Origin of the sequence: Mycetohabitans sp. B8 (assembly GCF_021991875.1) — a bacterium.
Lineage (GTDB): Bacteria > Pseudomonadota > Gammaproteobacteria > Burkholderiales > Burkholderiaceae > Mycetohabitans.
Window position 1 is genome coordinate 267,338 of record NZ_JAHLKR010000018.1, and the last position, 13,662, is coordinate 280,999.

At 55.9% G+C, this 13,662-nt stretch carries 14 protein-coding genes and 5 pseudogenes; 14 read left to right on the forward strand and 5 right to left on the reverse strand.

The window, feature by feature from the left end:
* Window positions 1-38: 38 nt before the first annotated feature.
* Window positions 39-1,628, forward strand: coding sequence for a phenylalanine aminomutase (D-beta-phenylalanine forming) (locus KQH60_RS10525; RefSeq protein ID WP_237576397.1), 1,590 nt, complete (start codon window positions 39-41; stop codon window positions 1,626-1,628).
* A 203-nt stretch (window positions 1,629-1,831) separates the two neighbouring features.
* Here the strand turns inward: KQH60_RS10525 and KQH60_RS15070 are convergent.
* Window positions 1,832-1,928 (reverse strand): annotated as a pseudogene (locus KQH60_RS15070) (transposase); the annotation flags it as partial.
* A gap of 139 nt (window positions 1,929-2,067) precedes the next feature.
* Here KQH60_RS15070 and KQH60_RS10530 point away from each other — a divergent pair.
* From KQH60_RS10530 to KQH60_RS10550, 5 genes and pseudogenes are all read left to right on the forward strand, one after another.
* Window positions 2,068-2,133, forward strand: a complete 66-nt coding sequence (locus KQH60_RS10530) for a hypothetical protein (RefSeq protein ID WP_237576436.1) — start codon at window positions 2,068-2,070, stop codon at window positions 2,131-2,133.
* 376 nt (window positions 2,134-2,509) lie between these two features.
* Complete coding sequence (locus KQH60_RS10535; protein ID WP_235090419.1) at window positions 2,510-2,761, forward strand: type II toxin-antitoxin system Phd/YefM family antitoxin; 252 nt, start codon at window positions 2,510-2,512, stop codon at window positions 2,759-2,761.
* On the forward strand, window positions 2,758-3,144 hold the full coding sequence (locus KQH60_RS10540; protein WP_237576398.1) for a type II toxin-antitoxin system VapC family toxin: 387 nt from the start codon (window positions 2,758-2,760) through the stop codon (window positions 3,142-3,144). Before KQH60_RS10535 ends, KQH60_RS10540 begins: the two co-directional genes overlap by 4 nt.
* 22 nt (window positions 3,145-3,166) lie before the next feature.
* Window positions 3,167-3,550: pseudogene (locus KQH60_RS10545) on the forward strand (transposase); the annotation flags it as partial.
* A 109-nt stretch (window positions 3,551-3,659) separates the two neighbouring features.
* A pseudogene (locus tag KQH60_RS10550) lies at window positions 3,660-4,102 on the forward strand (integrase core domain-containing protein); the annotation flags it as partial.
* Window positions 4,103-4,223: 121 nt separating this feature from the next.
* Here KQH60_RS10550 and KQH60_RS10555 read toward each other — a convergent pair.
* Window positions 4,224-4,331, reverse strand: a pseudogene (locus KQH60_RS10555) (IS6 family transposase); the annotation flags it as partial.
* Between the two features lie 90 nt (window positions 4,332-4,421).
* Here KQH60_RS10555 and KQH60_RS10560 point away from each other — a divergent pair.
* Window positions 4,422-4,535: pseudogene (locus tag KQH60_RS10560) on the forward strand (ATP-binding protein); the annotation flags it as partial.
* Window positions 4,536-4,706: 171 nt separating this feature from the next.
* Window positions 4,707-6,497 (forward strand): cholesterol oxidase substrate-binding domain-containing protein, encoded by a 1,791-nt coding sequence (locus KQH60_RS10565; protein ID WP_237576399.1) that lies wholly within the window; start codon window positions 4,707-4,709, stop codon window positions 6,495-6,497.
* Between the two features lie 97 nt (window positions 6,498-6,594).
* On the opposite strand, the gene KQH60_RS10570 is transcribed toward KQH60_RS10565, so the two are convergent.
* A complete protein-coding gene (locus KQH60_RS10570; protein ID WP_237576400.1) occupies window positions 6,595-7,245 on the reverse strand; it encodes a UdgX family uracil-DNA binding protein in 651 nt (216 codons plus the stop codon).
* A gap of 229 nt (window positions 7,246-7,474) precedes the next feature.
* Between KQH60_RS10570 and KQH60_RS10575 the strand changes: the two genes are divergently transcribed.
* The gene (locus tag KQH60_RS10575; RefSeq protein ID WP_237576401.1) at window positions 7,475-7,906 is read left to right on the forward strand and encodes a CBS domain-containing protein; all 432 of its coding nucleotides are present in this window, start codon (window positions 7,475-7,477) and stop codon (window positions 7,904-7,906) included.
* A gap of 114 nt (window positions 7,907-8,020) precedes the next feature.
* On the opposite strand, the gene KQH60_RS10580 is transcribed toward KQH60_RS10575, so the two are convergent.
* Both KQH60_RS10580 and KQH60_RS10585 read right to left on the reverse strand, forming a co-directional pair.
* Complete coding sequence (locus KQH60_RS10580) at window positions 8,021-8,212, reverse strand: hypothetical protein (protein ID WP_237576402.1); 192 nt, start codon at window positions 8,210-8,212, stop codon at window positions 8,021-8,023.
* A 197-nt stretch (window positions 8,213-8,409) separates the two neighbouring features.
* Entirely contained in the window at window positions 8,410-8,655 is a 246-nt protein-coding gene (locus tag KQH60_RS10585; RefSeq protein WP_237576403.1) for a hypothetical protein, read from the reverse strand.
* A 217-nt stretch (window positions 8,656-8,872) separates the two neighbouring features.
* On the opposite strand from KQH60_RS10585, the gene KQH60_RS10590 reads away from it, so the two are divergent.
* From KQH60_RS10590 to kdpB, 5 genes are all read left to right on the forward strand, one after another.
* Entirely contained in the window at window positions 8,873-9,064 is a 192-nt protein-coding gene (locus KQH60_RS10590) for a hypothetical protein (RefSeq protein WP_237576404.1), read from the forward strand.
* Window positions 9,065-9,468: 404 nt separating this feature from the next.
* A complete protein-coding gene (locus KQH60_RS10595) occupies window positions 9,469-9,573 on the forward strand; it encodes a potassium ABC transporter ATPase (protein ID WP_237576405.1) in 105 nt (34 codons plus the stop codon).
* Window positions 9,573-9,665: a potassium-transporting ATPase subunit F gene (locus tag KQH60_RS10600; RefSeq protein WP_237576406.1), complete on the forward strand. Its 93-nt coding sequence runs from the start codon at window positions 9,573-9,575 to the stop codon at window positions 9,663-9,665. Before KQH60_RS10595 ends, KQH60_RS10600 begins: the two co-directional genes overlap by 1 nt.
* Entirely contained in the window at window positions 9,662-11,470 is a 1,809-nt protein-coding gene (gene kdpA / locus KQH60_RS10605) for a potassium-transporting ATPase subunit KdpA (RefSeq protein ID WP_237576407.1), read from the forward strand. The genes KQH60_RS10600 and kdpA overlap by 4 nt, the downstream gene beginning before the upstream one ends.
* A gap of 85 nt (window positions 11,471-11,555) precedes the next feature.
* Window positions 11,556-13,622: a potassium-transporting ATPase subunit KdpB gene (kdpB, locus tag KQH60_RS10610; RefSeq protein ID WP_237576437.1), complete on the forward strand. Its 2,067-nt coding sequence runs from the start codon at window positions 11,556-11,558 to the stop codon at window positions 13,620-13,622.
* Window positions 13,623-13,662: the final 40 nt, after the last annotated feature.

The following is a 13,662-nucleotide window of genomic DNA, read 5'->3' on the forward strand; positions in this document are numbered from 1 at the left end:
AGAAAATTAATGGGTAATATTTTAAAAGGGATTAAATTATGGATAATATATTAGAAATTTCGGGCGCCGGTTTGAGAGCGGTTGACATTGCCAGGGCGGCGTATGATTTCAATATCAACGTTCGCCTTAGCCAAGAAGCATGTGCATCTATTATGCAATCGCGAAAGTTGCTTGACGATCTTATTTTGCACGGAAAGGTAATTTATGGCGTAAATACAAGTATGGGGGGATTTGTCAAATATCTTATCCCAGATAAGTATGCTGCAAAAATGCAGGAAAATCTCATTGCAGCAGTCGCAACGAATGTTGGATCATACTTTGATGACCATGTAGTTCGAGCGACAATGTTAGCGCGTATTAATTCACTGACCCGCGGCGTATCTGCTATTTCTTTAGAGAACATGCAGAAATTTGTTGACATTTTTAACAAAGGAATATGCCCTTGCATTCCTCAAAAAGGGTCTCTTGGTACTAGCGGAGATTTAGGTCCGCTTGCTGCTATAGCATTGGCGCTAACCGGAAAATGGAAGGTTAGATATCGTGGGGAAATTATGGACGCATTAGATGCGCTCCATGATGCGGATATTGAGCCACTTAAACTGAGTTATAAAGAAGGGTTGGCGTTAATTAATGGTACGTCAGCCATGACGGGGCTTGCGTGTCTGTTAGTGAATGATGCTGAAAAGCTGATCGAATCGTATGAATCAATAACAGCCTTAACTTTGGAGGCGTTAAAAGGAAAGCGTAAGGTATTTTCACCATTGGTGCATGAAGAAAAGTTGCATCAAGGTCAGAGGGTGTCTGCAACGAATATATATAATATGCTTTCTGACAGTGGTATGGTCGGTAATGAAGATGATGTTTCGAAAGAACTTCGATCGCAACTTTCCGATGATGTAATCGATGGTGTTGATAATCAAATTGAAGACGCTTATTCTTTGCGGTGTACTCCGCAGATACTTGGCCCGATCAAGGATGCTGTTAATTACGTTAAATCTGTGGTGGAAAATGAATTGAATTCTAGTAGTGATAATCCATTGATTATTCCGAAATGCGGTGATGTTTATCATAATGGTCATTTTCATGGTCAATATATATCTATGGCAATGGATCATTTGTCTATTGCCTTAGTTACGTTGAGTAATTTATCGGACCGGCGTATTGATCGATTCATGGATAAAAATAATAGCAATGGATTGCCGCCATTTCTTTGCGAAAATGATCAGGGGATTCGGTTGGGGTTGATGGGTGGTCAATTTATGAGTGCTTCCCTTGCTTCTGAAAATCGATCATTGTGTGTGCCAGTTTCCATTCAGTCGCTACCCTCAACAGCTGATTTTCAAGATATCGTCTCACTTGGTCTTGTGGCTGCTCGGCGTGCACGGGAAATATTGGATAATACTGTGTATGTTATAAGCTTTGAGCTTTTGTGTGCGTGCCAGGCAGCCGACATTCGAGGTGCTGAAAAATTGGGCACTCATACTGCCACGATTTATAATGCGTTACGGTCTTTTCTGCCGTTTTTTGATAAAGATGAACCGCTTACGTCGTATCTGGAGGACGTGGCTAATTTCATTCGGAATGGAATGGTTTGTCCTTCGGGGATGACTAATGAGCATGTTATATAAAAATCAGGGCGGTAGTGGAGCGGTGGCACAGGTTGGATAAGTAGTCGGACCTGAACAATCCGTCCAGGCTGATGCAATAAGGCAGGGAAGCTAAAAAGGTATGGTGGGAGTTGCAAGAGGCAGGCCTATTGGCGTGAATTTGCTGCAAATTTCGACGAGGGTTGAATGGGTCCGAGGACGCCGGTGCCAGAGGGGGATTGATTCCGCCAGCCGTAGTACGTCGCTTCTGAGCATGCCATGCTTGCGGCAAAGCTCCGCTGGCTTCAGGCTTGCCTCGCCTTCCTTCAGCACGCCAATAATCTGTTCTTTGGTGAATCGTTTCTTTACGACCGATCCTCTTCAGAACGGACTCTACATCGTCAGCGTACTAATCTCGGGGAGCAGGTCAGGTGTGAAACCGGATGAACGGGTGGCGATCTGTGTAGAACGGAGTTCTGCGATGGAGGTGGGGCTGTTGGCAATCCTGAAGGCGGGCGGGGTGTATGTGCCGCTGGGCCCGGCGTAGCAGGGCGAGCAGCTCGCGCATATCCTCATAGATGCGGCGCCAGAGATTGTGTTGGCCGATGCAGCGGGGCGCGCCGCGCTGGGTGAGGCGGTCTTGGCTGGTTGCACGGCGCGGACCCGAACACGCTGCTGGAGCGAGTCGAGACGAATCCGTCGGTGCCAAATGCCCGTTTAAGCACGCCCTCAATAGCAAATGGCTCGAAAGCGCTGCGGAGGTAATGCGTGGCCGGCGCCGACCGAAACGCACAGGACAGGCCCAATTAGCCCTGGACGACGTGAGGCGCCTTCGCACTGTGCATAGTGATCCCCTGTTTATTTGACACCACTTAATCGCCTGATTAAACTAAATTCATTGAACTTAGTTTAATCAGGCGATTATGCACACCTACAACATCCACGACGCCAAGACACATCTGTCGCGACTCATTGACCAAGCAGTGCACGGCGGCGAACCGTTTGTGATCGCCAAAGCCGGCAAGCCGCTGGTCAAAGTCGTGCCGCTTGAGTTCCCGGCACCTGTTCGATGCAGTCGAATCGGCTTCCTGAAGGGACAGATTAGTGTGCCGGCTGACTTCGACACAATGGGTGCCGCAGACATTGAACAGTGGTTTGACGGTAACGCTGAATGAAGGTGCTGTTGGATACCCACCTAATCCTGTGGGCGGCCGCCGACGCACCCGAACTGCCGGCCGCAGCGCGCGCGCTGCTCGATGATCCGGCTTGCACGCCGCTTTTTAGCGTCGCGAGCCTGTGGGAGATCGTGGTCAAACGCGGTCTGGCCCGCGCCGATTTTCAGGTCGAGCCGCGCGTGCTGCGTCGCAGTCTGCTTGACGTTGGCTACGAGGAACTGCCGCTCGTGACTGCGCACGCGTTGGAACTCGAACATCTACCGCTCATCCACCGCGATCCGTTCGATCGGATTTTGATCGCGCAGGCCGTTGCCGAAGGCATACCGCTTGTAACGCACGATGCAACGATTGCAAAGTATCCTAGCCCGATTCGACTTGTCTGAGGGTAGACCGTTAAGGGTTGCCCCCTTAGCTATCACAGTCACGGGTGCCAACCGGCATGATTCGATGGCATTCGAGCGCACCCTCGATACCCTCCCAGCCGTGCCGGGCTTGAGCGGTTCGCCGCGCAAACGCCCGGGCAAACTGCATGCGGACAAGGGCTATGACTTTGCCTGCTGCCGACGCTATCTGAAGCAACGTGCAATCACTGCACGCATCGCCCGTCGCGGCGTAGAAAAGCGCGAGTGGCTCGGACGACATCGCTGGGTAGTCGAGCGCCCACACGCCTGGTTTGCCGGTTTGGGTAAGCGGCGCATCCGCTTTGAGCGGCGTCTGGACATTCATCTCGCCTTGCTCTGCTTGGCCGCTGCCGTTATCTATGCGCGCTTCGTGGACGACTTGTGTTAGCGACTCTTAGTGCCAAAATTAAAAGAAGTGATGGCGGGGCTGGAGCGCCGTCGGCGGTCAGCGTAGGAGAAGCTGGCAGTGGTGCGAGAGAGTTTTGACGCGGGCAAGACGGTCTCAAGGGTGGCTGTAGCGTAGAGAGCCTCCGCTACGTCCTGCACGACGGCATGACGGTAGGTTGCCGTGGTGAAGCGCAACCAGCGTTGGCGTTTGGATGGCGTTGAGTTTCGTTGCGACAATGGCGAGCCGCTACGTATTACGTTCGCGTTGGATTGCTGCGATCGCGAAGCGATGAGTTGGCTAGGCGGTAACAACCGGTGGCCATAGCGGCGACGTGGTGCGTGCTGTCATGCTGGGACTGTAGAGAATCGGTGTGCAGCCCCGCAAAGTAATGGGATGGCTGAGCGCTTGATGAAGACGAGGAAGCGCGACTCCGTGGCTTTCATGCTCAACCCGCCGTGGCTATGTTGCGCGCCCTCTGGCCATTGCTTTCAAGCATTACAATGAAAAGCATCGCATAGCGCGTTGAAATATTGCTCGCCACGCGAGTTCTGACGCAGGACCCATTCATCCATTTTAGGGTGAGGCCGTGTCCGGAAGTAGGGCGGGCACATTCAGCTAAGGGCTAAAAAGCCGGCCGCTGATCGCTCGACGGTGATACAGAGGCTGCTCCGGGCTCGATATCGCGCAGGCTCAGATTGAAGCGAAAGTACCACCGGCCTGCGCAGCGGATGATCGACGACGGAAAACGATATCCATGATAGACAGATTTGGGCTTCTTCATCCCACAATCCTACCCGATCGTCTTCACAACACAACGTGACAAAGCGGATGGTTTCCACGTCTAAGCAATTTGCGTGATGAATAGCGAGACCAGGACTGGGGTGCTTACTTCGGCAGCAACACAATGAGTATCACGATCCCGGACCGGCTCATGCATCACTGCTATCTGCTCGAATTCGACGGACACAGTTACCGACTCAAATAGGCAAAAAAACTCTTGCACAAAAGATCAAAAAGCGTTAAATAACAACCTCGTTCTGTTCCACAATGTAGAGGAATCTGCACGACCGAACGTGGAAGGGTTTTAGCTGGCCGTCCGGACGGACTCATTCCTTCATTTCTTCATTTTTTATTAATTAAAAAATAGGAGTTAAAAATGGAAAGGAATTATAAAAAGAAGGGCTTTGTGAGTTCCCGCCGGAAGTTTATTTCTGATATGGTCATGTTGTCTACTTCGGGTATCGTTGCTGGAGGATGGACGCCAATTTATCAAATATCAGCCAACGCAAGTGAAACATTGGGGAATTTCCCGGTAGGAATATCAATTTATCGGCAGGCTTACGAGAACTGGAGCAAGGAAATATTTGTAGATAACGTATGGACGGCGGTGCCTAAAACCCCTGACGACATCGTTTCCATCGTAAACTGGGCGAGATCAAACGATTATAAGATTCGTCCACGTGGATATATGCATAACTGGTCTCCATTAACAATGGACTCGGATAGCAAGGCTTCTTCAGTTGTTTTGCTTGACATGACGAAGAACCTAACTGCCGTATCAATTGACACGACATCAAAGCCAGCTCGAGTAACTGTGCAAACAGGCGTATCGATGGGGGCTTTGCTCGAAAAACTGGAAGCAAAAGGCCTGGGAATGACAGCCGTACCTGCTCCCAGCGACATTACGTTGGGAGGTGCATTAGCGATTGGTGCGCATGGCACTGCTGTGCCAGCGAAAGGGGAGAAATTATTACCAGGACATACCTATGGCTCTTTAAGCAATCTTATTCTATCGTTAACTGCGGTAGTGTATGATGAAGCAAATAAAGAATATATATTGAAGACGTTTTCCCGTGAAGATGCGGATATTAGTGCATTCCTTACGCATGTCGGACGAGCTTGCATTGTCGAGGTAACGATGCAAGTTGGAGTAAATCAGCGCTTACGCTGTCGGAGCTACGTTAATATTTCTGCCGGGGAATTATTTGCAAAACCTGGGACATCCAGGAGAGCTATTGAATCGTTTCGAATATCCAAGAAAACCATTGAATCGTTTCTTGATAAATCTGGCAGAATAGAGGTAATATGGTTCCCATTTACAAGCAATCCATGGCTGAAAGTGTGGAGTATAAAGCCAAATAAGCCATTATTTTCACGCATTGTCGCGAAGACGAATAATTATCCATTTTCAGACTCAATTCCTATAGAATTGTCTGATCTGATCAGGCGTATTGTTATCGACAACGAGGTAACTATTACCCCACTTTTTGGCCGAAAGCAGTTGGCAATTACAACCGCAGGCTTGGTTGCCACACATAGCCTGGATATCTGGGGATGGTCAAGAAACGTACTACAATACGTTCGACCCAGTACACTGCGGGTTATTGCAAATGGCTATGCAGTCATTACCAGCCGGGCTAACGTCCAGCGCGTCATTAGCGAGTTCATTGAGAACTATCAGGAGCGCATTAATGCGTATCAGAAGCAAAACCAATACCCAATCAATGGCCCGCTCGAAATTCGGGTGTCAGGGCTGGATAACCCGAATGATGTGAGCCCTAGTAGTGTCACTGCTGCGCTATCTGTGATTAAGCCACGCTTGGATAGACCAGATTGGGATATTGCGGTTTGGTTCGACATTTTGACTTTGCCTGGAACACCTCACGCGAATAAATTTTATCACGAAACAGAACAGTGGATGTTTTCACATTATGCAGGCTCCTATGCGACAATGCGACCAGAATGGTCTAAGGGTTGGGCATATACAGATTCGGCAGCCTGGGAAGATTACACGACGATTAGCACAACGATCCCGAATATTTATAGGGAGGGTCAAATCAGCCAGGAAAAAGATTGGGATAAAGCTATCAAGACACTCAATCAATACGATCCTAACCGTATCTTCTCATCTGCGTTGCTCGACAAGCTATTGCCTTCAGGCGTATAAGGAATAGAGTTTTTGGAAATATAACGGGTGTGCCGCGAGGCGCGCCCGTCGATCGCGCTGCCGCCTCGGTGCATATCGTTGCGCGCGACATGCGGCGTTACCCCCCCTGCTGCTCAAGTTGACGCGCCAGCTTCCCCGCCCGCCGCAGCGCGTCGACGATTTGCGCATAGGCGCGCTGTCGCGTCGACTCATCGGGCGCCCGTAGGGCGAACGATGGGTGATAAGTTGGGATGACAAAGTGCCCGCCGTGCTCAATCGTGTGGTCCAACAAACGCTGCAGTGTCACCGTTGGATCTTGCAGCACGGCTTTGAGCGCTATCGCGCCAAGGGCGACGACCACCGCGGGCGCGACCGTATCGAACTCGCGATCGAGCCAGTAATGGCACGCGTCGATTTCGCGCTGTGCGGGCGTTTTGTGCATGCGCCGCTTACCACGCGGTTCCCATTTGAAGTGCTTAACGGCATTCGTCACGTAGACGTCGTCACGGGCGACGCCGGCCTCCCGCAACGCGTCGTCCAGTAATACGCCAGCTGGACCAACAAATGGCCTGCCTTGTCGATCTTCCTGGTCGCCGGGCTGTTCGCCGACCATCATAATTGGCGCATGAGCGGGTCCCTCGCCCGGCACCGGCTGCGACGCGTCGTGCCACAACGCACAGCGTCGGCAATCGCCCAGGCCTTGCGGCTGCTGTTGCGGTTCGATTTCGATCTTTCCGTGTTCCTGCGTCGTCGGTTTGCGCGTGGTCATAATGAGACTCCTGGCAAACGGTGTTCGCACGACACGTGCCTGTGGCGCTGGCCGCGGTCTTCGGGCGTTGTACTCCAATCGCCGCATATACGCCGTGCATTTTTTCCGGTGAATTGTAAAGGTGGTTGCATCACGGCAATGCGGTGGCGGGGCCGTATGCGCGAGCATGCGGCACGTGCGTTGCTCGAGGGTAAAGGCATTGGTTCACTCATATTCACGGAGGTTATCTATGCATCACGTTCAGGAAATCATGTCTCGGGACGTCGTCCATATCAGTCCGTCCGACACGATTCGACATGCCGCCGAGTTAATGGACCAGTACGATATCGGCGTGCTGCCGGTATGTGAGAGCCGCAAGCTTACCGGCATGGTCACGGACCGCGATCTCGCGGTGCGCGCGCTGGCGGCCGGTAAGAACCCTGATAGTCCAGTGAGTGAGGTCTGTACGCCGCAGGTCGAATGGTGTATGGAAGACGACGATTTGGATGCCGTACAAAAGCGCATGGCCGACGCGCAACTGCGCCGCATGCCGGTGATCAATCATCAGAAGGAACTGGTGGGTGTGCTGTCGCTCGGAGATATCGCCACGCGTAGTGTTGGCGCGTCGCATGACGAGGTTGCCAATACGCTAGAGGGCGTGTCGCAGACGCGACGTCATTAATGCACGAGATGACGGCGCTTACCTAGCGTATATGGAGTCTAAGCATTGGACGTCGGCGTGGTGGCCACACCGGCCGCTACGCCGACGTTGCGACGTAGCGGTCCAGCAAAGCTGTCAGCTTTTGTCCGAAGGCTGCGAAGACGGGGGCTCGTTATCGTCGTGGCTGCCGTGCGACGGATGTTCATCGGGCACGATTTTCGTCACGCCGCCTGTCGCAGGGGGGTCACTGGCAGGAAAGGTGTCCTCGACCGACTTATCGATTGCTTCCTCTTTCTTGTCGCGCGAAATGTGTTCCTTGGTTGACATATTGGTCGTGGCTCCATAAAACAGACGACAATTGTCACCGCAAACCGCGTGCCCAGAGGGATTGACCAAGCGGCGGGTGTCCCTAGGCGCCGGCTCGGCAGGGGCCATCTTAGCGGCGACTGTCATTGTTAGCGGCTGCTGTCTCCGCTCCACCTTACTGTGGTGAGCGGGCTATCAGGAGGCCATGCCACGGTGGCTCAGCGCACTATCGTCTCGGAAATCGCAGTGAGCCGCTCGTTCAATGCGCGCTGCGTGTCGGCGTCTAAGCTGCCGTCGTGCTGGCCGGCGATGCGGGCAGCGTCCCGTTGCACGTCGTCGAGCTGGCGCTTCAAGTCGGCGCCCGCCGCAGCCGTGTAGTCGCCACGCTTCACGCGCACATCGATCAGCCGGCGTTCATTGACGATCCGAGCATTGACTTGCTCATACCGCTGGGTACCTTCCACGGCCGAATCCGGATGGACGCACGGGGGTGGAGGCGTCTGCGTGATACAGCCGCACAATAACAAACTGCTAATCAGGAGCGAGGCGAAGTGGTGCAATGGCATGGCAACTATGAAACGGGCTTGGGGCAGATGGCCCCCGATCAAGCGATGACGCAAGGGTGATGTTACCGTATTCGCGCATGCCCTTATAATATTTTTAATATATTGATTATTATGCGTGTTCGCGTTGTTATTGCAAGCCTTTTGTAAGAAGACGTTCGGCCTCTGCATGCGCTATGTCCGCTATTCAGCCGGTGCCACGGACAATTCGCTGCGCTTTGTCGGCTTCGTGTTCGTGCCGTTCGGTGATTTCATCAACGAAAGTAGTTTGGGCGCCGGCTTGGGGCGCTGGCCCGCGCCCCCTGATTGATAGTCACCGCCAATGATCTAATTGAGCCTCAAGTGAGCATCAAGGCGCTGCCTATCAGCGCGGTCATCATGTCGGTGAGCGGGATGCTGGCGCTGGCATGGGCACTGACGTCTAGCTACCCAACAACCGCCGGTCCAGAACCGGCAGACCCATCTTCGCTGCGCGCGGCAATGCATGCCGGCGAGGGTCCATGCGATTGCCGTGCACAACGGCGCGTTGACGGATTCTCCGGCACCCACGCGTGCAGTGGCTAATTAATGAGACCATGCGCGGCGGCGTCCGGGATGATGGGGGAGGGCGGCGTTTACGCGTTTTTTACGCTGCGCAGGTCACTCTTACCGTGCGATTTATGGCCGTGCGGATAGCCTATTAGATGCCTTGGTGCATTAACGGAGAACATAACAATGGACCTCGTCTACCTCGCCGGCATCGTCTTGTTCCTGGGACTGTGCATGGCGCTGGCGGCCGGCTGCGACAAGCTGCGCCGCACCCCTGGAGGCCGCTCATGATGGCGTGGATGACATGGCTGGCCGGCATCGCGACGCTGCTAGTGCTGGGGTACCTCGTGTATGCGCTGCTGCGCGCGGAGAATTTGGAATGAACGTCAATTCGTTTTTGCAAGCGGCGCTGTTCATCATCGTGCTGCTCGCATTGGCGCTGCCCCTTGGCCGCTATATGTGTGCAGTGCTGGATGGCTCGTCGGTGCTCGTGCGCAAGCTAGGCCGTCCGTTGGAGCACGGGCTGTATCGAGTCGCGGGCGTCGATCCGCAGGCCGAGATGTCGTGGAAGCACTATGCGCTCGCGGTGCTGCTGTTCAACGCGCTGGGTGCCATCGTGGTGTATGGCCTGCTGCGGCTGCAACACAATTTGCCGGCCAATCCGCAGGGGCTCGGCGCGATGACGCCCGATGCCGCATTCAACACGGCGGTTAGTTTCGTCACCAATACCAATTGGCAAAACTACTCACCGGAGTCGTCGGTCAGCTACTTGACCCAGTTGGCGGGCCTGGCCGTGCAGAACTTCTTGTCCGCGGCCACCGGCATCGCGGTAGTGGTCGCGCTGATCCGTGGGTTTGCGCGCCATACCGCACGCACCATCGGCAATTTCTGGGTCGATTTGACGCGCGTCACGCTCTACATTCTCGCGCCACTGGCGATCGTCGTGTCGCTGGTGCTGGTGAGCCAAGGCGTGCTGCAGAATCTGAAGCCGTACCAGGAGGTATCGACGCTGCAGGTGACGACCTATCCGGTGCCCAAGACCGACGCACAAGGTAATCCGGTCAAGGACGTGCACGGCAATGTGATGATGCAGGACGCGAAGGCGGACAAGCAGACCTTGGCCATGGGGCCGGTCGCATCGCAGGAAGCGATCAAGATGCTGGGCACCAATGGCGGTGGTTTCTTCAACGCGAACTCGGCCCACCCGTTCGAGAATCCGACGCCGCTGTCTAACTTTGTGCAGATCTTGTCGATCCTGATCATCCCGGCCGGATTGTGCGTCGTCTTCGGGCGCATGGTGGGCGACCGCCGACAGGGCTATGCGGTGCTTGCGGCGATGGCGATTGCATTCGCGGTGGCATGCTTTGCGGAAATTTCCGCAGAACAATCCGGCAATCCGCTGTTTGCGTCGCTGCATGTGGACCAGCAGGCGTCGGCGCTACAAGCGGGCGGCAACGCCGAAGGTAAGGAAGTGCGCTTGGGCATTGCGCAGTCCGGCATTTTCACGGTGGCGACCACGGCAGCATCGTGCGGCGCGGTAGATAACACGCACGATTCGCTCACGCCGATGGGCGGCCTCGTGCCGCTGCTGCTGATGCAACTGGGCGAAGTGATCTTTGGCGGCGTCGGCTCCGGGCTCTACGGCATGCTCGTGTTCGCGTTGCTCGCCGTGTTCGTCGCGGGGTTGATGATCGGGCGCACGCCGGAGTATGTCGGCAAGAAGATTGAGTCGTTCGAAATAAAGATGGTGGCGATTGTGGTGTTGCTCACACCGTTTCTGGTGCTGGTGGGCACGTCGATCGGGGTGCTCTCGCCGCTGGGCGTGGCCGGTATCGCCAATCCTGGGCCGCACGGCTTCTCCGAAGTGCTGTATGCGTTCAGCTCGGCGGCCAACAACAACGGCAGCGCGTTCGGCGGACTGTCAGTCAATACGCCGTTCTACAACGTATTGTTGGCGATCGTGATGTGGTTTGGCCGCTTCGGCACGATCGTGCCGGTGCTGGCGGTCGCGGGCTCGCTGGCAAATAAGAAGCGCATTGCCGCGACGCCGGGCACGCTGCCCACGCACGGACCGTTGTTCGTCGTGTTGCTGCTCGGCACGCTCGTGCTGGTCGGCGCGCTGACCTATGTGCCTTCGCTGGCGTTGGGGCCGATCGTTGAGCAGTTGATGATGATCGCCGGCCATTGATTTCGAGGAAAGCATGACTAACGTCAATCCATCGCCTGCCCATCGCGCGGACAACCTCGGGCAGGCCCGTACCGCGGTCCATTCGATGTTCGACCCGGCGCTGCTGAAGTCCGCTATCGTCGATGCGTTCAAAAAGCTTGCGCCGCGCACTCAACTGCGCAATCCGGTGATGTTCTGTGTGTACGTGGGCAGCATCCTGACGACGGTGTTGTGGATCGCGGCGCTTGCCGGGCAGGCCGACGCGCCGGCCGGCTTCATCCTGGCCATTGCGTTGTGGTTGTGGTTCACGGTGCTGTTCGCCAACTTTGCTGAGGCGCTGGCGGAAGGCCGCTCGAAGGCTCAGGCCGCGTCGCTGCGCAGCGCCAAGCATAATGTGATGGCTAAAAAGCTCAATGAGCCTCACCCGAAAGCGCCGATCCGTATGATGACGTCCACGGATTTGCGCCGCGGCGACGTGGTGTTGGTCGAAGCGGGCGACACGATTCCGGCGGACGGCGAGGTCATCGAAGGCGTCGCGTCGGTCGACGAGTCGGCGATCACCGGTGAATCGGCGCCCGTGATCCGCGAGTCCGGCGGAGACTTCTCGTCCGTCACGGGCGGCACACGGGTGCTGTCGGACTGGATCGTGGTGCGGGTCAGCGTGAACCCCGGCGAGGCCTTCTTAGACCGGATGATCGCGATGGTCGAGGGCGCGAAGCGGCAAAAGACGCCCAATGAGATCGCGTTGACCATCCTGCTGGTTGCGTTGACGCTCGTGCTGCTGTTCGCGACCGCGACGCTGTTGCCGTTCTCAATGTTCTCGGTCTCTGCGATGCAATCGGGCCAAGTCGTGACGATCACAGCGCTGGTCGCGTTACTGGTGTGCCTGATTCCGACCACGATCGGCGGATTGTTGTCGGCGATCGGGGTGGCCGGCATGAGCCGGATGATGCAGGCGAATGTGATTGCGACGTCCGGCCGCGCCGTCGAGGCCGCCGGCGACGTCGATGTGCTGTTGCTGGATAAAACCGGCACGATCACGCTTGGCAACCGGCAGGCGTCGGCGTTCTTGCCAGCGCCGGGCGTGTCCGAGCAGGACCTGGCCGATGCCGCGCAGTTGGCGTCGCTGGCCGACGAGACGCCGGAAGGCCGCAGCATCGTGGTCCTCGCCAAGCAGCGTTTCAACATTCGTGAGCGGGACATGGCCAGACTGCATGCGCAGTTCCTCGGTTTCACCGCCCAGACGAGGATGAGCGGCGTCGATTTGCCGGAGCGCGAGATCCGTAAGGGCGCCGCTGACGCGATCCAGCAGTATGTCCAAGCCCATGCAGGGCGCTTTCCTCAGGAAGTACGCGCAGCGGTCGATGACGTGGCGCGCCGCGGCAGCACGCCGCTGGTCGTCGCGCAGCGGCAGCCAGGCGCCGATGGCCAGGCCCGCGTGCTCGGCGTGATCGAGCTGAAGGACATCGTCAAGGGCGGGATCAAGGAGCGCTTTGCCGAGTTGCGCAAGATGGGTATCAAGACGGTGATGGTAACCGGCGATAACCGCCTCACCGCGGCAGCGATTGCCGCCGAGGCCGGCGTTGATGATTTTCTGGCCGAGGCCACGCCAGAGACCAAGCTTGCGACGATCCGCGCGCATCAAGCCGAAGGGCGGCTGGTGGCGATGACCGGCGACGGCACGAACGACGCCCCGGCGCTGGCGCAGGCCGACGTCGCGGTCGCGATGAACACCGGCACGCAGGCGGCGAAGGAAGCGGGCAACATGGTCGATCTCGACTCGAACCCGACCAAGCTGATCGAGATCGTGGAGATCGGCAAGCAAATGTTGATGACGCGCGGCTCGCTGACCACGTTCTCGATTGCCAACGATGTGGCGAAGTACTTCGCGATCATTCCGGCGGCTTTCGCGACCACCTATCCGCAGCTACACGTGCTCGACGTGATGCGACTCACTTCGCCTTCCTCCGCCATCTTGTCGGCGGTGGTGTTCAACGCGCTGATCATCATGTTTCTGATTCCGCTTGCGCTAAAGGGCGTTCAATACCGGCCGTTGGGTGCCGCTTCGCTGCTGCGACGCAACCTACTGATCTATGGGTTGGGTGGCATCGTGCTGCCGTTCCCGTTCATCAAGTTGATCGATATGGCAATCACGGCTCTGGGCTGGGCCTGATTTGCTCTGTGCAACCGTTGCCGGGTGGGGCGGTGTCTCT